Consider the following 19552-nt stretch of genomic DNA (forward strand, 5'->3'; position numbering starts at 1 on the left):
ACCGCCGACCGACACTGGCCGCTCAGTGCCGGCTCGGGTTGCCCCCGGGCGGCTGACGACGGGAGACACGACATGGCCAAGCAGGAGAAGGACACCCTCTACGTGATCGCCGGGGCCTACGACGACGTCGACTCCGCGGTCGCCGACTACGAGGCGGTCAAGGCGCTCTACCGCGAGGTCAAGACCTCCCACGACTTCGACGCCGCCGTCGTGGCCAAGGACGAGGACGGCAAGGTCCGCATCGTGAAGAAGCACGAACAACCCACCCGTCACGGCGCGGCAGTCGGGCTCGGCTGGGGGCTCGCGGTGGGAGTGACGGCCGCACTGTTCCCGCCTGTCGGCATCGGGCTGGCCACCGCGGGCGCGGGAGGTGCCGCCATCGGTGCGGTGGCGGGACACGCGAGCGACGGCCTGTCCCGCGGCGACCTCAAGGAGCTCGGCGAGACCCTCGACGAGGGCGAGGCCGGCCTCATCGTGGTGTACGAGACGAACCTGGCCGACCAGGTCGCCGCCAACATCAAGGCGGCGAACCGGCTCATCTCCAAGGCCACGGACATGGCGGCGGACGAGCTCGCAGCAGAGATCAAGGCCGCCGAGAAGACGTCCGCCTAGCGCTGGGGCGGCCGACTGACCATGGCGGTCTGGAACTCCCGCAGGTCGACGACCACCTCGTTGCGCCGCAGGAACCACGGCTTGAACGGTGGGTCGTAGCGCAGCCACCGTGGCGGCCCGACCGGTTCGAGACCTGCCCGGGCCACGACCTCGAGCAGGCGGTCGCGGTGCTCCTCGTAGCCCGATCCCCTCCAGCGGCCCGAGTAGCCGATGGCCGCCGTGACGGTCGATGGCACGGTGCGCAGGGTGACCCGGGGGTCGGCCGGCTCGGGGGCGGTTTCCACGGTCAGGCCGGTCGGGAGGACGAACGCGACGGCGAACGACCACTCGCCCACCTCCGGGGTGAGCTCCTCGCGCGTGGCCTCCTCCTCCGTGGCCTCCCCCCGCGTGACTTCCTCCTGCACGACGGGGGCGGTCATGGTGACCTTCTGCCCGCGCGCCCGACCCTGCCCTTGGACGACCGGCGCAGTCATGGCGACCGTGGTGCGAGGGCGGTTGTACCCGCTGATGTAGGCGAAGAGCGTCGCGAAGGCGATGTTCCCCGCACTGGTGACGGAGCCGTGGGTAGTGACCTCGGCGACGGCGTGCTCGGGGTAGCGCCGCAGCTCCACCCCGCCGTCGAGGTACCCGACGACCTGGTAGGGCAGCTGCTCGGTCACGTCTCGAGGCTACGCGTGACGGGGTGCGCCACCCCACCAGCCGGATGACCCGAAAGAGACCACGTGGCCCATCCGGGCTGTGCCAGCATCGCGCCGTGCTGATTCGCGGGGGCGTCGGCGTGGGCATCATCCTGTTCGCCGTCTGGGTGTACTGCCTGCTGGACGTGATCATGACGGACGAGCACCGGGTCAGGAGCCTGTCGAAGATCAGCTGGATCCTGATCGTGCTGTTCACCTTCGAGGTCGGTGCGATCGCGTGGCTGGTGGCGGGACGCCCTCGGTCGGCAGCGCGCGAACGGCGTGACGCCGGCGAGCGGTCCGTCGACCCCACGGACGCCGCTGCCGGGGACGACGGCCACGGCGGCGACGTCGAGAACTGACGCCCGGAGCGGCATACCCCAGGGCTGGGCCCCGAAGGTGCGCCCCGGGCCGGGCGGTGACCCACCACGCCGAGGATGGGGTTGATTTTGTTACTCGCGGGTATCACCATGGAAGTTACCGGCCGGTACGGTCGGCCGACACTGCTGTCACACCACGTGGAGGATCCGGCCATGGGCCACTACAAGAGCAACCTGCGCGACCTCGAGTTCAACCTCTTCGAGGTCCTCGGCCGGCAGGACGTGCTGGGCCACGGGCCCTACTCGGAGGTCGACGCCGACACCGCGCGAGAGATGCTCAAGGAGGTGGCCCGCCTCTCAGAGAACGAGCTCGCCGCGTCCTTCGCCGAGGCCGACCGCAACCCGCCGGTCTACGACCCGAAGACCTCCTCGGTGACCATGCCCGAGGCGTTCACGAAGTCCTACCGGGCCTACATCGACTCAGGGTTCTGGAGCGTCGACGTCCCCGGCGAGCTCGACGGCACGGTGGCCCCTCCGTCGCTGAAGTGGGCCATGAACGAGATGGTGCTCGGCGCCAACCCGGCCATCGCGATGTTCGCCGCGAGCTACTCCTTCGGGAAGCTGCTCTACATCCTCGGCAACGACGAGCAGAAGAAGATGGCCCGCTGGATCATCGAGAAGGGCTGGCACTGCACCATGGTGCTGACCGAGCCCGACGCGGGCTCCGACGTCGGCGCCGGTCGCACCAAGGCCGCGCAGAACGACGACGGCACCTGGAACATCACCGGGGTCAAGCGGTTCATCACCTCGGCCGAGTCCGACATGACCGACAACGTGGTCCACTTCGTGCTGGCCCGCCCCGAGGGCGCCGGCCCCGGCACCAAGGGCCTCTCGCTCTTCATCGTGCCGAAGTTCCACGTCGACCTCGAGACCGGTGAGCTCGGTGAGCGCAACGGCGCCTACGTCACGAACGTCGAGCACAAGATGGGCCTGAAGGTCTCGACCACCTGCGAGGTCACCTTCGGCGACAAGGAGCCGGCGGTCGGCACCTTGCTCGGCGACACGCACGACGGCATCGCGCAGATGTTCCGGGTCATCGAGCACGCGCGGATGCTGGTGGGCACCAAGGCCATCTCGACACTGTCAACGGCCTACCTCAACGCGCTCGACTACGCCAAGCAGCGAGTCCAGGGCGCCGACCTGACCCAGATGACCGACAAGTCCGCCCCGCGGGTCACGATCACCCACCACCCCGACGTGCGCCGCTCGCTCATGACGCAGAAGGCCTACGCCGAGGGCCTGCGCGCCCTGGTGCTCTACACCGCCACGCAGCAGGACATCGTCGACCAGGCCCAGCTCGAGACCGGCTCCGAGTCCCTCGAGAAGGACAGCCCGGCCGACATGGCCAATCGCGTCAACGACCTGCTCCTGCCGATCGTCAAGGGTGTCGGGTCCGAGCGCGCGTGGGTGCTGCTGGGCACCGAGTCCCTGCAGACGCTCGGCGGCTCGGGCTTCCTGCAGGAGTACCCGGTCGAGCAGTACATCCGCGACGCGAAGATCGACACGCTCTACGAGGGCACCACCGCGATCCAGGGCCAGGACTTCTTCTTCCGCAAGATCATTCGCGACAAGGCCCAGGCCCTCTCGCACGTGGCGATGCAGATCCAGGAGTTCGCCAAGAACCTCGGGGCGACCGGGGGCACCCTCGACACCGAGCGCGAACTGCTCGGCAAGGGCCTCGAGGACGTGCAGGGCATCCTGGGCTACATGGTCGGCGAGCTGATGAAGTCCGACCCCCGCCAGGAGGGGTCCGACGTCCGCAACCTCTACAAGGTCGGCCAGAACACCTCGCGCCTGCTGATGGCTGCCGGCGACCTGGTCATCGGCTGGCTCCTGCTGCGCCAGGCCGAGGTCGCCCAGGCCGCGCTCGACGCCGGCACCTCCGAGAAGGACCGCGACTTCTACGAGGGCAAGGTCGCCGCCGCGAAGTTCTTCGCCCGCAACGTCCTCCCGAAGATCGCGGCCGAGCGGCAGATCGCCGAGGCCACCGACAATGCGCTGATGGACGTGCCCGAGTCCGCGTTCTGACAGGACCTCACCACGACGTATGCCGGGTGGGCACCGATGAGGTGCCCACCCGGCATACGTGCGTCTGGGCCTTGGACCCCAAGGCTGTCAGCGCGTGAAGCGGATGAACGAGCTGAACTGGCCGGAGCCCTCGCCTCGGGTGGCCCTGCGGTGGCTGTAGGTGTCGGGGCGGGCCCAGTTGTACTCCTCCACCATGAAGCTGCCGTCCGTGTTGACCTTGGCGACGTACGCGACGTGGCCCCAGGTGCCGGAGTCACGCACCGCGATGTCGCCGACCCGCGGGGTGCTGTGCACGGGTATGCCGACGGCCCGGGCGGCGTTGTCCCAGTTCTGGGCGTTCGACCAGCGGACTCCCCTGTAGTAGTTGTGGAAGCCGATGCCGAGGTTGTGGTTGACCCGCCACGCGGCGAACGAGGTGCACTGGCCCTTGTAGAAGCTCCACCGGTCGACGCCTGAGGTGGCGCCCCGGTAGGGGTAGTCGTCCTTGACCGCGCTGGGCGGTGCCGGGTTCGTCGAGCCGCTCCTGCACAGCGGGGCGACGCGGCCGTCGGAGCCGGTGTGGACGAAGGCGTCGGAGACGTAGCGGTTCTGGCCGATCTTGTTCCACCAGCTCGACGCGCCGTACCTGCCCTGAACCGTCGCGCCCCGGGTCTGGCAGATGATGTCGATCCTGGTGCCGGACGAGATGCGACCGACCTTGGCGTAGCTCGTGCCCGGCCCCGAGCGGACGACGAGGTTGTCTCCGCCGGTGCGCACCCGGCCGGTTGCGGCGTCTGCCGCCAGGCCGAGGCCGACGACCGACCCGAGACCGAGGACGGTGGCCATGCCCGCCCGGGTGACCCGGTTGGTGGTGAGGGCTGCGAGTCGGCCCATGACATGTCTCCCCTGCTTTCGCGGCCGTTCGCTTCTCGAGCAGCCCTGTCTGGCAGGGAAACTACGAGTGTGTTGGAGGTCCGTCGATGGGGAGCACTCCCCGTCGGGCACGCGAGGGGCGGGGCCGGGACCGTGTCCCGACCCCGCCTCCGGGTCGTCTACGAGCTGCGCTGCGCGGTCAGCGGTTCGGGTCGACGTCGACCTCGTCGACCCGCGAGCCGGTGGCCGGGTCGGTGTGGCTCACGCGCCGAGCGGAGTAACCAGCGGTGTTGCGGCGGGTCACGACGAGGGACAGCAGGATGGCCAGCGCGCCCGCGGCCATGCAGATCCAGCCGATCATGCCGAGGTTGACGGCATCGACGGAGGCGTTGAGGGCGAAGGTCAGGATGGCGCCAACGACAATGAGGAAGATTCCAAGTCCGATGTACATGCTCACTCCTGTGCTCGCGGGTCCGGTCGAACCCGTTTCGGCAAAGGTAGTGCGGGACGCCCCAAATGGCGCGGACAGCGCTTGTTCCGGCGTGGCTGTCAGTGGTGGCGTGGTGGCGCAGCGCAGTGGTCGACTTCTGACAGGGTGCGGTGGAACCGATGAGAAGCGTCCCCCTTGCGGGTCCACCCTCCAGAAGAGCGAACGCGTTCTCCGACAACCTCACACAGGACAGGACACCCATGACCCGGCTGACGCCCTACCTCTCGTTCCCCGGCACGGCCCGACAGGCACTCACCTTCTACCAGGAGGTGTTCGGTGGCGAGCTCGTGCTCAACACCCTCGGCGACTTCGGACGTGAGGACGGCCCGGCCGACGCGATCGCGCACGGGATGCTGCAGGGTCCGGTGGAGCTGTTCGCCTCCGACGCTGCCGCAGGCGCGCCGAGTGTGCGCCTCGAAGGCGTGGTGTTCTCCCTGCTGGGCACCTCCGATCCGGCCACGCTCGAGACATGGTTCGCAGGCCTGAGCGACGGCGGCGTCGACATCGATCCCCTGCAGCGCAGGCCGTGGGGCGACCACGACGGGCAGGTCACGGACCGGTTCGGCGTCCGGTGGCTCATCGGATACCAGGGCTGACCCACGCCAGCAGCTGACGCGCCGGTTCTGACAGCTCGGCCCCAGTGGCCCGTTGTGCACAGGCACCAGGCAGGCCGTCACGCCGTCCACAGGCGGCGGTGGGCGGCTTGACCTGCCGGTGCGAATGTGTCGCGGATTCCGTTGCGTGCCAATGGGTTCCATCACCCATCTCGCCCCGGAGACGGTGCGCCGGTTGTGCTGCGACGGGGTCCATCATCCCGATCGTGCTGGGCTCCAACGGGGAGGTGCTGGACCAGGGCCGCGAGGAGCGGTACTTCACGGACGCGCAGACCAAGCGGATGTGGCTGCGCGACGGGGGCTGCACCTACCCCGGTTGCTCAGCGCCGCCGCAGTGGACCGACGGACATCATCTGGTCCACTGGGCAGACTTCGGCGTCTCGAACCTGGAGAACGGGGCCCTGCTCTGCGGGCGGCACCACAACACCGTGCACGGCAGGCGCCTGGCCGGGCGGGTCGTCAAGGATGCGCCCGGGGAACGGGTCGAGTGGGACCTCACCCCGGGTTCCTACGACGAGCTGCTCGCCCGTCGGGCCGCGCAGGAGCCAGCCTGACCCCGCCCCACACCCCGCCGACGCCGGCGGGGCCATCCCCATGCTCGATGCCGAACGCAGGACGCCCGAGCGCGGGACGTCCGGCCGAGATCGTGACGTCAGCGGCGGTACTCGTCGCTCTGGGGAGGCAGCCGGTGCGCCTCGGCCGGCCGGGGGGAGTCGGTGAGCCGGTCGTAGCCCTCGCTGTCGCCCGGCGTCCGGCGCCGACGGTCGACGAAGACCGCGATCGCCACGACCACCCCGACACCGGCCAGGATCGGCAGGATCACCTCGAGAATCCCCATCACCACACCCTCTCGCCCGGCCTCCGTGCGGTGGCCTCTGGCCAGAGCGTATGCCGTCCGGTCACCCCACGGGGACTCCCGGAGCAGACGACTTCTCAGAGTCCGCGGAGGTCGAGGCTGAGCTCCGCGGGCGCGCCGTCGACGAGCACGACGGGGATGCCCCAGTCCTGCTGGTAGAGGTGGCAGGCGGCGTGCTCGGGCACCTCGCCGGTCTCGGGGTCGCCGTCGCACGCTGCTGCCTGCACCGACACGTGGAGCACACCGTCGCCGACCGACGGGTCGAGCACCAGCTCGCGGGTGAGTCCCTCGGCACTCCCGTCGCCCTCGGCGAGGAGGGCCGCGGGTGTCGCTGACACGACCAGGCGGGTCGGGTCACCCCAGCGGTGGTCGAGCTTCTGGCCGGTCGGGGGCGTGAAGTTCACGCGCAGGCTGACGGCACCGGCCGCGACCTCCTGACGCGGGCGCTGGGTCTGCCGGGCGAGGCCGTCGACGCGCTGGGCCTTCTCCGGCAACGGAACTCGCACGAGGTGGTGGGCAGCCGACTCCACGACAACCAGCCGCGTCCCACCCTCGTCGGTCTCCACGACGGCGTCGCTCGGCTCGCGCAGACCCGTGGCCAGGGTCGAGACCTCACCGGCGACCGGGTCGAACCGGCGGATGGCGCCGTTGTAGGTGTCGCTCACGGCGACCGAGCCGTCGGGCAGCACGGTCACGCCCAGGGGGTGCTGCATGAGTGCCTGCTCGGCCGCACCGTCCCGGTGGCCGAAGTCGAAGAGGCCCCGCCCGACATGGGTCTGCACGAAGAAGCCCTCGTCGGTGAGGTCGAGCGAGCGCAGGGCCGACGTCTCGGAGTCAGCCACCCACAGGCGTCGGCCGTCGGCGGAGACCGCGAGCCCGGACGGCTGGGCGAACCACGCCTCGTCGGCCGCGCCGTCGCGGATGCCCTCCGAGGAGGTGCCGCCGAGGACGGCGACGGTGTTGTCGGCGGGGTCGGCCGCCAGGTGGAGCGCCCACAGCTGGTGGGTGCCGGCCATCGCGACGACGACGCGGTCGATGAACCACGCGACGTCCCACGGCGTCGACAGCTCCTGCTTCAGCGCCGGCCCGCTGCCCGACCGCTCGCGCAGCTGGCTACCGGTGCCGGCGAGCACGGTGAAGAAGCCGTCGGCGAGCCGGAGCCCCTTGACCTGGTGGTTTACCGAGTCGGCGACCACCACGTCGTAGCCGACGCGCGCGGCGGTCTCGGCCGGGAGGGCGAGCACGCCCTGCGGCTCGTTGAGCACCCCGGGCCCGCCGTACCGAGCGCGCTCGGTGACGAGGTCGGCCTCGAGGTGGACGACCTCGTGGTGGGTCGTGTCCGAGACCAGGAACGAGCCGTCCGGCAGGGCGGCGGCCTTGCCCGGGAAGCGGAGCGCTGTCTCGGGGGGCGGCGGCGCGGCGTACGGCGAGTCGCCCTGTCGCAGGGTGCCCTTCGCGGTGTGCTCGGCGATCAGCTCCTCGATGAGCACCGAGAGCCCGTGCGCGTGGCCCTCGCCCGACATCGACGCGACGATGTAGCCCTCGGGGTCGATGACCACCAGCGTCGGCCACGCCCGGGCGCTGTATGCCTGCCACGTCGCGAGCTCGGGGTCGTCGAGCACGGGGTGGTGCACGGCATACCGCTCCACGGCAGCGGCCAGGGCGTCGGCGTCGGCCTCGTGCTCGAACTTCGGTGAGTGGACGCCGATGAGCACGAGCGAGTCGGCGTACTTCTCCTCCAGCGGCCGCAGCTCGTCGAGCACGTGGAGGCAGTTGACGCAGCAGAAGGTCCAGAAGTCGAGCACCACGATGCGGCCACGCAGCTCCTCGAGGGAGAGCGCACGGCCCCCGGTGTTGAGCCACCCCCGGCCGGTCAGCTCGGGGGCGCGCAGGCGGGAGACGGAGCGGGGCGAGGCGGTCACGAGGGTGCCAACACGGCTTGGTCCCATGCTCTTCCCGTCAAGGCGGTTCTGGTCCCCGGCGGCCGGGCTCAGCCCGACTGCGTGCCGCGCAGCTTCTCGAGCCGGGTGCGCAGCGCGGCCTCGCGGTGGGCGTTGCCGTGCAGGGCGAGGTACCGGCTGCCGAAGACTGCCAGCAGGGCGTCGTCGAGCCGGCGGACGGCGCCGGCCGGGTAGCGGTAGGCCATCCGCGCGTTGATCCCCGGGGTGTCGATCGAGGACAGCAGCCCCTCGAGCTCCTCGAGCGAGGTGATGCCGAGCTCGAGCAGCAGCCCGGAGATCCACGCGTAGTGGTCGGTGCGCGACCAGCCGGCGTCCTGGAACTCGCCGGAGAGGAACGTCGCGAGGTCGGAGGCGCTGATGCGGGGGTCGTCGGCGTCGGCCACGAGCCGCTGGTGGCCCATGGTCGCCTGCAGCCGGTCGCGGATGGCGGAGAACTCGCGGTCGGCGAGCTCGAGGAGCCCGGCGGCGAGCGTGAAACGGCGGTCGAGGTCGGGCACGTGCTCCTCGGGGATCGTGCCCTTGTAGCGCACGTCGTGCTCGAACTCGGCCCAGGCGTGCTGGAGAATCGTGCGCACCTGCACCGACGCGCTGCGCCCGCGCAGGGTCTCGTATGCCGGGGGCACCCCCTTCACGGGGTCCACCGCCACGAGCAGGTGCCGGCTCGCGTAGCCGAAGCGGCCCTGCTGGGCGGTCTCCTGGCCCATGTCGCGGTCGTCGAGCACGCTGAACTGCTCGGCGAGCAGAGCGGCGACGGCCGTGACGTCCTCGTGCAGGTAGGTGACGACCCGGACGCCGATCTGGTCGGTGATCTGGGTGAGCGGGTCGCTGTAGGCCGGCAAGCCCTCGACCATGCGTTCGGCCTTGCCGGCGAAGGACGCGACGCTCTTGGCCCGGCCCGTCACGCTGACGTAGTTGATGCCCGCGTCGTCGAGCAGGGCCGTCACCAGGGTCACGAAATGGTCGGCGGCCACCCGCAGCTCCGGCTGCATCGCGGCATACCGCTGCACGGCCTCGGCCCGCTCCTGTTCGACACCCACGGGACGACAGGCTAGGCCCCCGACGGTGGTGGAGCCGGACGCACAGCCGGAGCCGGGGCTGCTCAGCCTGCCGCCGGCGTCCCCTGCCACGGCGTGACGTCCACGCGCGCACCCTCGATGACGTCGACGAGGTGGCCCGGGTCGACGAGGTCGAGGCGGGCCTCGCCACCGTCCTGCAGCGAGAGCACCGCCGTCTGCGGTGTCCACTGGTCGGCCATCTGCCGGTAGCCCTTCCACCACCACCCCAGACTGGCCTCTCCACCAGGCGGCACGGCAACTCGTCGAGGCGACAGCGGCTGGCCCGAGGCTCCACGAGCCGGGTGGCCCACGTCGAGCCGCAGGTCGTCTCCGCCCTGGAGGAGCCGCAGGTCGGGCCACCCCTCGAGCCAGCACGCCGAGGCGGCGCGGTTGGTGGCCACGAGCGCGACGGCGGAGGTGCCCATCGCGGAGTCCCAACCCGTGGCCGACAGGGTGAGGTCGGTTGCGGCGCAGGGCCGCCTCGCGGTGACGGGCACCTCAGGCGGCGTCGTGGTGGGCGGCGGAACGGTCGTCGGCTGGGGTGAGGGCGTCGGAGGGCTCGGTCGTGCCGTCGGCGCGTCGGCGGGCAGGTCGGGGCGCAGCTCGGAACCGATGGCGCGCAGGGAGTCGCGGGCGGAGTCGGAGGAGCCGCCCAGGATCAGGCAGCCGACGGCCGCGACTCCCGCCCCGGCGACGGCGAGCGCCTGCCCGTGGGACCTCCTCGAGCGCGCCACGGTCACGGTGAGGGCCACCGCGGCCAGAGGACCGAGCACAACGAGGAACCACGCCCACAGGTGGCCGACGACACCGAGCCAGACCCAGACCGCTGCAGTTCCGCCGACCACAGCCATCAGGGCTGCAGCAACACTGGTCAGCCATGCCGTCAGCGGAGCGGTACCGGGCACGGCGCGGCGGTGCAGCCGGTCGAGCGACCAGGCCAGACCGGTGAGGGTCACGGCGACGGCGGCCAGCAGCAGCGCGGTGCCGGCGAACAGCGCCAGCACCAGGATGACCGTCAGGAAGACGAGCCACCCCGTGGCGGTCGCGGCCGCTGACGCGGTGTGCCGGCCCCGCGAGAGGGCCGGCACCCGAGCCTGCCGCGCGCCCGGCGTGACCGGGCCCGGCGTGACCCGGCCCGGCGTGAACGGGCCGGACGCCAGCGCTCGGCGCACCATCGACGCGAGCGCACCGGCCAGGAGGAGACCCCAGCAGAGGAGATACCAGGTGAAGAGGCTCCGCTGGGCCGTCGCCGTGGCGCGTGCGTCACAGAGGCCCTCGCGGCTGCACGGGCCGTCGCCGAAGACGGTGACGTACCGGCCGTACTTCCAGCCGACCACCACCAGGCCGGCCAGCCCGACCAGCACGGCCGCCCGGATCGCCCAACGCACCACAGAACCCTCGGCCCCCTGCTGACCCCCCACCCGGCCACCCCAGGCGGCCCGGGCCCCCTCAGAGGCGGCGGTCGGCCAGCACGGGGAACGTCGCGCGGTAGTCCGCCACGACGGAGGGGTCGACGTCGACGCTGAGCACCTGCTCATCCGAGCCGGCCATGGCGAGGGCCTCGCCCGTGGGGAGGATGATCTGGGAGTGGCCGCCCATCTCGGTGCCGGAGTGGGTGCCGGCCGTGTTGCACGCAATGACGACGCACTGGTCCTCGATGGCGCGAGCGTGGGCCAGCAAGGTCCAGTGCCGCACCCGCGCGGCGGGCCACGCTGCGGGGATGACGAACGCCGTGGCGCCGGCGTCGAGCTGGCGCCGGTAGAGCTCGGGGAAGCGCAGGTCGTAGCAGGTGGACAGCCCCGCCCGGCCCTGGCCGCCGGGGAGGTCGACCAGCACGATGTCCTCGCCGGCGTCCATGAGCCTGGGCTCCCCGGACCCGAACCCGAACCGGTGGATCTTGCGGTAGGTCGCCACCAGCTCACCTTGTGGTGAGAAGACCAGCGAGGTGTTCCACAGCCCGCGGCCCTCGGGGCCCTTCTCGCCCGTGGCCGGCCGCTCGACGATCGACCCCGCGTGCAGCATCACCCCGGCGTCGCGGGCCGCGGCCGCCATCGCCTGGGCGATGGGCCCGTCGACGGACTCGGCCCGCTCGTCCCACTCGCGGTAGGCGAAGCCACCCGGCGCCCAGAGCTCCGGCAGCACGACGAGGTCGTGGCCGCGCTGCTCGCGCACGAGGGCGGCCACCCGTTCGACACGCTCCGCGACCGGCTCGATGTCGCCGTAGGCGACCTGGATGACGGCGACCCTCATGGCTTCTCCCTCGTCTTCTCGCGCGCCCCCTGCGAGGTGCGGCGGTGGCGCTCGGCCAGCTGGGCCAATTGTGCGTTGTAGGCCGCCAGCTCGGCATCACCGTCACGGTCGGCCTGCCGGTCACGGCGCCTGGCCTCGGCCCGGTCGGTGCGCACCCAGGCGGCGGCCACCATGAGCGCCAGGACCAGCGTCGGGGCCTCGCCCACGCCCCAGGCGATGGCGCCGGCCTGCTGCTGGTCGGCGAGGGGGTCGGGCCCCCAGGGCAGGTCGAGCCGTGGGAAGAATTCGGCGGCCAGCAGCTCGGTACCGCCCGTCATGACCACGCCGAAGAACGCGTGGAAGGCCATGGTGGCGAAGAGGATGACGATGAGGAGCAGCGGTGACCACCGCCGGGGCCCGGGGTCGATGCCCACGAGCACCCAGACGAACAGGTAACCGGAGAGCAGGAAGTGCACCATCATCGCGACGTGCCCGGTGTGCGTGCGCAGCGCGAGCTCGAAGAGCGGTGAGTAGTAGAAGATCGCCAGGCTGAAGAAGAAGAGCGCCGCCGCCACGACCGGGTTGGCCAGCAGCCCGAGGTAGCGCGAGTGCACCAGCTGGAGGATGACCTCGCGCGGACCCCAGGTCTTGTCGGGCCGCGAGGGCAGCGCCCGCAGCGCGAGGGTGATCGGCGCCGCCGGCACGAGCAGCAGCGGCACGATCATCGCGACGACCATGTGCATGACCATGTGGGCCGAGAACAGCACCCGCCCGTAGACGCCCGGGCCGCCGGAGGTGGCGAAGACGAAGAAGGCCCAGCCGAGCACCCACAGCACGACCCGGTGGACCGGCCAGGAGTCTCCTCGGCGGCGCAGCCTCAGCCAGCCGGCCACGTAGAAACCGGACATGACCAGCGCGAGGGTCAGCCAGAGCCAGTCGACCCGCCAGGTGGAGAACCAGGCTGTTGCCGTCAGCGGACCGGGCGCCGGGTAGCCGGTCAGGACCTCGGCGGGGGTGGGGTCGGCGACCGGGGTGTCCGGCACCGGCGGGGCCGTGCGGGACAGCGCGACGGCCACCCCCACCGCGACGCCCATGACCACGAGCTCACCGAAGACCAGCCGGAGGAAGGCCGCACCATCGGTGGCCTCGGCGCGCAGGCGGCGCGCCATCGCGCGGCGCTGGCGCCACCCGGCATACCCGAGGGCGGCCAGGGCTGCCACCTTGACGGCCACCAGCAGCCCGTAGGCGGAGGCCAGTCCGTCGAGGCCCCCCAGCCGCAGCCAGGCGCTCTGGACACCCGAGAGGGCCACGGCGACGAACGCCCCCAGGGCCAGCGTCGAGTAGCGCTGGACCGTGACACCGAGGTCGGAGCCGAGCTGGGGACGCATGACCGCGAGCGCCACCAGACCTCCCACCCAGACGGCGACGCCGACCAGGTGCAGGGCGAGCGCGTTGACCGCGACGTCGTGGTTGGCGGCGCCCGCCGCGTGTCCGGCGAGGGCCAGCGGCAGCAGCCCGAGCACGGCCGCCAGCGAGAGCCAGGCCATGGCGGCCCGCGAGGTGGCGACCGCCGCCCCGGCTGCCACCGCGGCGGCCACCGTGGCACTGACGACCGCCACCCGGGTCACCTCCAGGTCGAGCACGAAGGTGGTCAGCTGCGTGGCGTAGCCCTGGCCGAGGAGGGGGATGCCGGCCAGCGAGGCGAAGGTGAGGAGCACCCCGACCAGCCCCGCCAGGGCCCACACCGCTGCGCTCACCGCGGCCGCCCGCGTGGCGGTGACCCGCCGGTTGGTCTTCGTGGTCTCAGGGGCGAGGAACGCCGCCAGCAGCAGCAGGCCCACGGTGCTCGCCGCGGCCACGTCGTGCACGACCCTGACCAGCAGCGTTCCCCAGCGCACGAACGCTCCCGGATCGCCGATGGGCGGGGCAGCGGCGGCGCCCCCGATGACGGCGGCGACGAGCACGGCCGCCAGGCCGGCGCCGGCCAGCACCGCGGCGGGGACCCTCGACGGTGCGGGCATGCTGCTGCGGGAGGACATGACCACCAGCCTAAGTAGGGTGGGGCCATGCCCCTGCACCCGGCAGCACCCCAGGACCTCCCCGGGCTCGTCCAGGCCTACGGCCAGACGGTCCAGGCGGTCATCGACCTCGGACGGTCCTGCTCCGACCGCGACTTCGACAAGCCGACCCTCTACGACGGCTGGACGGTCAAGGACCAGATCTCGCACGTCGTCGGGGTGGAGCAGTGGCTGAGCGGCTCCCCCCTGCCGCGGGTGCCCGTGCCCGACTACCGCCACCTGCGCACCGAGACCGACCGGACGAGGGAGTCCATGGTCGAGCTGCGGCGTCGGATGATCGGCGCGAAGGTCGTCGACGAGCTCGAGGGGGTGCTCGCCACCCGCATGGCCCAGCTCGCCGACCCCGACCTGACCCCGGAGTCCGTCACCAAGGGGTCGGCGGGCCCGGCACCGGTGATGGACGTGCTGCGCGAGCGGATCCTCGACATCTGGACCCACGAGCAGGACATCCGCCAGGCCCTCGGCCGCCCCGGCGACCTCGACGCCCCCGGTGCGGCCGTGTTCATGGACACCCTGTGCGAGGAGCTGCCGCGCCTGGTGGCCCGGGACGCCGGCATCGAACCCGGCAACGTCGTGATCTTCGACGTCACCGGGCCGGTGGTGGGGCGCTCGGGGGTGCGCGTCGAGGTCGCAGACGACGGCTCCCCGCTCGGGACGGCCCTGTTCACCGGCACCGTGCACGAGCACCCCGAGGACATGCAGGTCACCAGCATCACGCTCTCGACCGACGCGATCACCCGGCGGGCCGCCGGCCGCGGCTCCCTCGCCGACATCCACTACACGGTGCAGGGCGACGAGGACGTCGCACGGCGGGTGCTCCAGGCCCTGCCCATCACCCACTGAGCCGGGGGCCTGCGGCCCTGCCCCTTCCGGGACACTGTTTGCACGGGACAAGCATCGCGTGATACTTGTATGCCGCAAGCAATCGTTTCCCTCGACGGAGGACCCCGTGGCGATCACCATCGATGCCGCCTCCACGTTCAGCGTGACCATGGTGCGGGTCATCAAGCTCATCAAGGCCATGCGCCAGAACGCCCCAAGCCACCACCCGGGTCTGGACGCCAGTGCCTACCCGCTGCTGTTCACCATCGCCTCCGGCCCGCGCCGGGTCTCGGAGCTCGCCGACTGCGTGCACTCCGACGTCTCCACGGTCAGCCGGCAGGCCAGCAGCCTCGTGGTCCTCGGCGTGGCCAGGAAGGTGACCGACCCCGACGACGGCCGCGCGCAGGTCATCACGATCACCCCCGAGGGCGAGGCGCTCCTCGAGGCCATCAAGGCCGAGCGGTCCCGCTGGTTCCAGTCCCTCCTCGCGGACTGGACCTCCGAGGAGGTCGCCGAGTTCACGGCATACCTCGACCGCTTCGGTGACGCCCTCGAGGCCTCCCGCACCCGCGCGTCCGTCCGTTCCCAGGGCACCGCCCCCACCACCGACCCCTCCCAGGAGAGCTGATGGCTGCCGCCGTCGACCGTCCCGCCCAGCCGCTCACCCACAAGCAGATCGTGACCATCCTCATCGGGCTGATGACGGGGATGTTCCTCGCCGCCCTCGACCAGACCATCGTCGCCACGGCGATCCGCACCATCGCCGACGACCTCAAGGGCCTCGACGAGCAGGCCTGGGCGACGACCGCCTACCTGATCACCTCGACCATCGTCACCCCGCTCTACGGCAAGCTCTCCGACATCTACGGCCGAAAGCCGTTCTTCATCACCGCCATCACGATCTTCGTCATCGGGTCGGTTCTGTGCACCCTCGCCGACTCCATGGCCCAGCTCGCCGCCTACCGCGCGGTGCAGGGCCTCGGCGCCGGCGGCCTCTTCTCGCTGGCGCTGGCGATCATCGGCGACATCGTGCCGCCGCGGGAGCGGGCGAAGTACCAGGGCTACTTCCTGGCTGTCTTCGGCACCTCCAGCGTGCTCGGCCCGGTCATCGGCGGCTTCTTCGCCGGCACCGAGACCATCATGGGCATCGACGGCTGGCGCTGGGTCTTCCTCGTCAACGTGCCGATCGGCCTCGTCGCGCTCCTGGTGGTCTCCAAGACCCTGCACCTGCACCACACCCGGCTCGACCACCGCATCGACTGGTGGGGGGCCGCCACGCTGTCGGCCGCGCTCGTGCCGCTGCTGCTCGTGCTCGAGCAGGGCCGCGAGTGGGGGTGGACCTCGCCGGCGTCGCTGACCTGCTTCGGCATCGGCTTCGCGGCTGCCGTCGCGTTCTTCCTCATCGAGCGGGCCATGGGTGAGGAGGCCATCCTCCCGCTGGCCCTCTTCCGCAACAGGACCGTGGGCGTCTCGTCGGTGGCCTCGGTGCTGATCGGCGTCGCCATGTTCGGCGGCCTCGCGTCGCTGCCGCTCTACCTGCAGATCGTCAAGGGCGCGAGCCCCACCGAGGCGGGCCTGCTCCTGCTGCCGATGACGCTCGGCATCATGGCCGGTTCGATCGGCTCCGGTGTCGCCATCTCCAGGACCGGCCACTACCGCCACTTCCCGGTGACCGGTGCCGCGCTGCTCACGGTGGCACTGTTCGTCTTCCACTACGTCGGGGCCGACACCCCGCTGTGGCAGACGATGATCGTGATGGTCTTCTTCGGCATCGGCCTCGGCTTCAACTTCCAGCCGCTGACCCTCGCCGTGCAGAACGCCGTCAAGCCCCAGCAGATCGGCGTCGCCACGTCGACGGCCACCTTCACCCGTCAGATCGGCGGCACCATCGGCACGGCCGTCTTCCTGTCGATCCTCTTCTCGACCGTGCCGGGCAACATCACCACCGCCCTCGAGGAGACCGCCCCCACACCGCAGTTCCAGGCGGCGCTGCGCGACCCGGCCAACGCCGACTTCGCCCAGCAGTTCGCCCAGGCCCAGCAGAGCGGCGAGGCGGCCTCGGCCAGCGGGGTGCTCAAGGACAGCTCGTTCCTCAACGACCTCGACGAGCGGTTGGCCCAGCCCTTCCTCGAGGGGTTCTCCGACTCCATGGACCTCGTGTTCCTCGTCGGGTCCGGGGTCATGGTGTTCGGGTTCCTCGTGCTGCTCCTGCTGCCGCACGTCGAGCTGCGGTCGGGCTCGGCCTACTCCGAGCGCGGCAGGACCGACGCGGAGGCGGCCGCGGCCGCCCCGCCGGCGGTCGGCCACTGACCCGACCCCGCACAGCACGGACGAGGGGTATGCCGCGTGGTCACCACGCGGCATACCCCTCCTGTCTCTCTCCGGGTCAGCGCGTGACGAACCGCGAACGGGCCACGAACAGCCCGCCCAGCGACAGCAGCGCGATCGCGATGTAGTACACGCTCGGCGAGAGCAGTGACCCGGTCCTGTCGATGAGCCACGTCAGCACGAGCGGGGCGAAGCCGCCGAACAGGGTGACGCCGAGGTTGTAGGAGACGGACAGCCCCGTGGTGCGGATGGCGGTCGGGAACAGCTCCGACAGCAGCGCCGGCAGCGGGCCGAAGTAGAGCGCCATGATGACGCCGAGGACGACCTCGACCACCGTCAGGCCCCACACGGTCGGGTTGGCGACGAGAAGGGCGAACATCGGCCAGGCCAGCACGACCGCCGCGATGCTGGCCGCCCGCATGATGACGACAGGGCCGACCCGGTCGGCCAGCGCGCCCACGTAGGGGACGCCGCAGAGGGTGACGAGGCCGCTGATGATGCCGCCGAGGTAGCCCGCGTAGGCCGGCAGCTCGAGGCTCTTCACCGCGAACGTCGGCATGTAGAGGATCAGGTAGACCGAGATGGTCGCCAGCCCGACACACGCGGCGCCGGTGAGCACCCGCGAGGTGTTGTGTCCGATGGTCGACCACAGCGGCGACTTCACCGTCTCGGCCTCGGTGAACTCGGGGGTCTCGCTCATGCGCGAGCGGATGTAGAGCCCCACCGGGCCGATGAGCATGCCGAAGATGAACGGCACCCGCCAGCCCCACGACTCCAGCTGCTCGGTGGTCAGCCAGGTGTTGAGGCCGTAGCCGAACAGCGACGCGAGGAACATCGAGGCGCCCTGGGTCGCGACCTGCCACGAGGCGTAGAACGCCTTGCGGTCGGGCGCGTGCTCGATGAGGAACGCCGTGGCGGTGCCGAACTCGCCGCCGGCGGAGAAGCCCTGGAGCAGACGTGAGAGCAGGATGAGCAGGCCGGCCGCGCTGCCGATGGTCGCCGCGGTCGGGGCGAAGGCCATGATCGCGGTGCCGACCATCATGATGCCGATGGTCATGGTGAGGGCCGCCTTGCGACCGGCCCGGTCGCCGTAGGAGCCGAGCACCATCGCACCGAGCGGCCGCACGAGGTAGGACACCCCGAAGGCGCCGAAGGTGTAGAGCAGCGCGGTCACGCCCGTGGTCTCGGGGAAGAACAGCTTGCTGATGACCACCGCGAAGGACGCGTAGACGATGATGTCGAACCACTCGAGCGCGTTGCCGATCGAGGCGGCCACCACCGCCTTCGTCGCGGCCCGGCGTTGCTCGTCGGTGGTGGCGGCTGGTGCCGCCTGGGTGCGGGTGGTGTCCGGGGCGCTCATCGGTTCTCCTGGTTGGTGAGGTGCTGCGTGGTGAGGTGCTTCAGCAGGGTGGTCAGGAACTGCTCGCAGGCCTCGACCTGCGCGAGCTCGACGTACTCGTCGGGCGAGTGGGCCTGCGCGATGTCGCCCGGGCCGCAGACGACCGTGGGGATGCCGACGGCGTCGAAAAGGCCCGCCTCGGTGCCGTAGGTGACCTTGTCGGTCGAGGGCACGCCGCCCAGCTCGGCGGCCAGCTCGACGGCGGGTGAGTCGGCGGGGGTGTCGAGCCCGGGCACCAGGGCGACCGGCGTCAGGTCGACGCGGGCGGCGCGGTCCTCGGCCTGCATCTCCTCCTCGAGCTCGCGGACGTGGCGCTCGATGCCGGCCAGGATCTCGGCCGGGTCGTCGGCGCCGACGGTGCGGAACTCGAACTGCACGTGGCACCGGTCGGCCACCGTGTTGCCGGCGATCCCGCCCTGCACGACGTTGACGCTGGCCGTGGTGTGCGGCACGACGTAGGCCTCGTCGAAGGGGCCCTCCGCCCGACGCTGGTCGGCGATGCCGCGGATGAAGGAGATCGCGCGGGCGGCGTACTCGACCGCGTTGACACCCTGCGGTGTCAACGAGGAGTGGGCGGCCTTGCCGTGGAAGGCGAGGTCGATGAGGTTGATCGACTTGTGGGCCGCGATGACGCGCATGCTGGTCGGCTCACCGACGATGCACGCCCGGGGCAGCACGCCGCCCTCGGCCTCGGCGCGGGCCCGAAAGTGCTCGGCGATGTCGACCGCGCCGAGGCAGCCGACCTCCTCGTCGTAGCTGAGCGCGAGGTGCACCGGCTCGCTCAGCTCCGCCTCGGTCAGCTGCGGCAGCATCGCCAGCACCACGCCGATGAAGCTCTTCATGTCGGCCGTCCCGCGGCCGTAGAGCCGGCCGTCACGCACCTCGGGCGCGAACGGCTGTGAGCTCCAGTCCTGCCCGTCTACCGGCACCACGTCGGTGTGACCCGACAGCACGATGCCGCCGGAGGTGCTCCCGTCGCGGGCGGGGATGGTGGCGACCAGGTTGGCCTTGCTGCCGTCGGCGTTCGGCAGGCGGGTCGAGCCGATGCCGAGCCGCTTCAGCTCGGCCTCGACCACCTCGATGAGGCCGAGGTTGGAGTCGCGGCTGGTGGTGTCGAGTCCGACGAGGAGGGTGGTCCACTCGAGGGACGATCGGGGCGATTCGGACATTC

General features: G+C 71.4%; 19 protein-coding genes. 8 read left to right on the plus strand and 11 right to left on the minus strand.

Translation table 11 applies throughout. The features are described from left to right. Window positions 1-72 precede the first annotated feature (72 nt). Window positions 73-612: a DUF1269 domain-containing protein gene (locus P2F65_RS07965; protein WP_275805822.1), complete on the plus strand. Its 540-nt coding sequence runs from the start codon at window positions 73-75 to the stop codon at window positions 610-612. Here the strand turns inward: P2F65_RS07965 and P2F65_RS07970 are convergent. Further along, the gene (locus P2F65_RS07970; protein WP_275805824.1) at window positions 609-1271 is read right to left on the minus strand and encodes a heme-binding protein; all 663 of its coding nucleotides are present in this window, start codon (window positions 1269-1271) and stop codon (window positions 609-611) included. The two genes, P2F65_RS07965 and P2F65_RS07970, sit on opposite strands and share 4 nt — an antisense overlap. 95 nt (window positions 1272-1366) lie before the next feature. Between P2F65_RS07970 and P2F65_RS07975 the strand changes: the two genes are divergently transcribed. Together P2F65_RS07975 and P2F65_RS07980 are read left to right on the plus strand one after the other, a co-directional pair. Beyond that, window positions 1367-1651 carry a PLD nuclease N-terminal domain-containing protein gene (locus tag P2F65_RS07975; RefSeq protein WP_275805826.1) on the plus strand — a complete coding sequence of 95 codons (285 nt, stop codon included), beginning with the start codon at window positions 1367-1369 and terminating at the stop codon, window positions 1649-1651. Between the two features lie 171 nt (window positions 1652-1822). Continuing rightward, window positions 1823-3697: an acyl-CoA dehydrogenase gene (locus tag P2F65_RS07980; RefSeq protein ID WP_275805828.1), complete on the plus strand. Its 1875-nt coding sequence runs from the start codon at window positions 1823-1825 to the stop codon at window positions 3695-3697. Window positions 3698-3784: 87 nt separating this feature from the next. On the opposite strand, the gene P2F65_RS07985 is transcribed toward P2F65_RS07980, so the two are convergent. Together P2F65_RS07985 and P2F65_RS07990 are read right to left on the minus strand one after the other, a co-directional pair. Beyond that, window positions 3785-4570 (minus strand): CHAP domain-containing protein, encoded by a 786-nt coding sequence (locus P2F65_RS07985; protein ID WP_275805830.1) that lies wholly within the window; start codon window positions 4568-4570, stop codon window positions 3785-3787. 178 nt (window positions 4571-4748) lie between these two features. After that, window positions 4749-5000: a DUF6458 family protein gene (locus P2F65_RS07990; RefSeq protein ID WP_275805832.1), complete on the minus strand. Its 252-nt coding sequence runs from the start codon at window positions 4998-5000 to the stop codon at window positions 4749-4751. A gap of 239 nt (window positions 5001-5239) precedes the next feature. Between P2F65_RS07990 and P2F65_RS07995 the strand changes: the two genes are divergently transcribed. Together P2F65_RS07995 and P2F65_RS08000 are read left to right on the plus strand one after the other, a co-directional pair. Further along, window positions 5240-5635: a VOC family protein gene (locus P2F65_RS07995; protein WP_275805834.1), complete on the plus strand. Its 396-nt coding sequence runs from the start codon at window positions 5240-5242 to the stop codon at window positions 5633-5635. Between the two features lie 224 nt (window positions 5636-5859). Further along, entirely contained in the window at window positions 5860-6207 is a 348-nt protein-coding gene (locus P2F65_RS08000; RefSeq protein WP_275805836.1) for an HNH endonuclease signature motif containing protein, read from the plus strand. Window positions 6208-6305: 98 nt separating this feature from the next. Here the strand turns inward: P2F65_RS08000 and P2F65_RS08005 are convergent, their stop codons facing one another. The 6 genes from P2F65_RS08005 to P2F65_RS08030 all read right to left on the minus strand — a co-directional run bounded on the left by P2F65_RS08005 (window position 6306) and on the right by P2F65_RS08030 (window position 13793). Further along, window positions 6306-6491, minus strand: coding sequence for a hypothetical protein (locus P2F65_RS08005; RefSeq protein WP_275805838.1), 186 nt, complete (start codon window positions 6489-6491; stop codon window positions 6306-6308). A gap of 95 nt (window positions 6492-6586) precedes the next feature. After that, a complete protein-coding gene (locus P2F65_RS08010; protein ID WP_275805840.1) occupies window positions 6587-8431 on the minus strand; it encodes an NHL domain-containing thioredoxin family protein in 1845 nt (614 codons plus the stop codon). 68 nt (window positions 8432-8499) lie between these two features. After that, window positions 8500-9507 carry a GTP pyrophosphokinase gene (locus P2F65_RS08015; protein WP_275805842.1) on the minus strand — a complete coding sequence of 336 codons (1008 nt, stop codon included), beginning with the start codon at window positions 9505-9507 and terminating at the stop codon, window positions 8500-8502. Window positions 9508-9569: 62 nt separating this feature from the next. Next, window positions 9570-10913: a DUF4232 domain-containing protein gene (locus P2F65_RS08020; protein ID WP_275805844.1), complete on the minus strand. Its 1344-nt coding sequence runs from the start codon at window positions 10911-10913 to the stop codon at window positions 9570-9572. Between the two features lie 61 nt (window positions 10914-10974). Further along, window positions 10975-11775, minus strand: coding sequence for a carbon-nitrogen family hydrolase (locus tag P2F65_RS08025; protein ID WP_275805846.1), 801 nt, complete (start codon window positions 11773-11775; stop codon window positions 10975-10977). Beyond that, complete coding sequence (locus tag P2F65_RS08030) at window positions 11772-13793, minus strand: cytochrome c oxidase assembly protein (protein WP_275805848.1); 2022 nt, start codon at window positions 13791-13793, stop codon at window positions 11772-11774. Before P2F65_RS08030 ends, P2F65_RS08025 begins: the two co-directional genes overlap by 4 nt. 27 nt (window positions 13794-13820) lie before the next feature. Here P2F65_RS08030 and P2F65_RS08035 point away from each other — a divergent pair, with 27 nt between their 5' ends. The 3 genes from P2F65_RS08035 to P2F65_RS08045 all read left to right on the plus strand — a co-directional run bounded on the left by P2F65_RS08035 (window position 13821) and on the right by P2F65_RS08045 (window position 16964). Then, entirely contained in the window at window positions 13821-14675 is an 855-nt protein-coding gene (locus P2F65_RS08035; RefSeq protein ID WP_275805850.1) for a maleylpyruvate isomerase family mycothiol-dependent enzyme, read from the plus strand. Window positions 14676-14781: 106 nt separating this feature from the next. Then, window positions 14782-15282: a MarR family transcriptional regulator gene (locus P2F65_RS08040; protein ID WP_275805852.1), complete on the plus strand. Its 501-nt coding sequence runs from the start codon at window positions 14782-14784 to the stop codon at window positions 15280-15282. Next, window positions 15282-16964, plus strand: coding sequence for an MDR family MFS transporter (locus P2F65_RS08045; RefSeq protein WP_275805854.1), 1683 nt, complete (start codon window positions 15282-15284; stop codon window positions 16962-16964). Before P2F65_RS08040 ends, P2F65_RS08045 begins: the two co-directional genes overlap by 1 nt. A gap of 76 nt (window positions 16965-17040) precedes the next feature. Here P2F65_RS08045 and P2F65_RS08050 read toward each other — a convergent pair whose 3' ends face one another. Both P2F65_RS08050 and argE read right to left on the minus strand, forming a co-directional pair. Then, window positions 17041-18342 carry an MFS transporter gene (locus P2F65_RS08050; protein WP_275805856.1) on the minus strand — a complete coding sequence of 434 codons (1302 nt, stop codon included), beginning with the start codon at window positions 18340-18342 and terminating at the stop codon, window positions 17041-17043. Next, the gene (argE, locus tag P2F65_RS08055) at window positions 18339-19550 is read right to left on the minus strand and encodes an acetylornithine deacetylase (RefSeq protein ID WP_275805858.1); all 1212 of its coding nucleotides are present in this window, start codon (window positions 19548-19550) and stop codon (window positions 18339-18341) included. The genes P2F65_RS08050 and argE overlap by 4 nt, the downstream gene beginning before the upstream one ends. Window positions 19551-19552 lie beyond the last annotated feature (2 nt).

Origin of the sequence: Knoellia sp. p5-6-4 (assembly GCF_029222705.1) — a bacterium.
Taxonomy (GTDB): domain Bacteria; phylum Actinomycetota; class Actinomycetes; order Actinomycetales; family Dermatophilaceae; genus Pedococcus_A.

Excerpts from the sequence above, each read along its gene's own strand:
- P2F65_RS07965 (WP_275805822.1), top strand. The coding sequence starts at position 73 with ATGGCCAAGCAGGAGAAGGACACCCTCTACGTGATCGCCGGGGCCTAC.
- P2F65_RS07980 (WP_275805828.1), top strand. The coding sequence starts at position 1,823 with ATGGGCCACTACAAGAGCAACCTGCGCGACCTCGAGTTCAACCTCTTC.
- P2F65_RS07985 (WP_275805830.1), bottom strand. The coding sequence starts at position 4,570 with ATGGGCCGACTCGCAGCCCTCACCACCAACCGGGTCACCCGGGCGGGC.
- P2F65_RS07990 (WP_275805832.1), bottom strand. The coding sequence starts at position 5,000 with ATGTACATCGGACTTGGAATCTTCCTCATTGTCGTTGGCGCCATCCTG.
- P2F65_RS07995 (WP_275805834.1), top strand. The coding sequence starts at position 5,240 with ATGACCCGGCTGACGCCCTACCTCTCGTTCCCCGGCACGGCCCGACAG.
- P2F65_RS08005 (WP_275805838.1), bottom strand. The coding sequence starts at position 6,491 with ATGGGGATTCTCGAGGTGATCCTGCCGATCCTGGCCGGTGTCGGGGTG.
- P2F65_RS08025 (WP_275805846.1), bottom strand. The coding sequence starts at position 11,775 with ATGAGGGTCGCCGTCATCCAGGTCGCCTACGGCGACATCGAGCCGGTC.
- P2F65_RS08030 (WP_275805848.1), bottom strand. The coding sequence starts at position 13,793 with ATGTCCTCCCGCAGCAGCATGCCCGCACCGTCGAGGGTCCCCGCCGCG.
- P2F65_RS08035 (WP_275805850.1), top strand. The coding sequence starts at position 13,821 with ATGCCCCTGCACCCGGCAGCACCCCAGGACCTCCCCGGGCTCGTCCAG.
- P2F65_RS08045 (WP_275805854.1), top strand. The coding sequence starts at position 15,282 with ATGGCTGCCGCCGTCGACCGTCCCGCCCAGCCGCTCACCCACAAGCAG.
- P2F65_RS08050 (WP_275805856.1), bottom strand. The coding sequence starts at position 18,342 with ATGAGCGCCCCGGACACCACCCGCACCCAGGCGGCACCAGCCGCCACC.
- argE (WP_275805858.1), bottom strand. The coding sequence starts at position 19,550 with ATGTCCGAATCGCCCCGATCGTCCCTCGAGTGGACCACCCTCCTCGTC.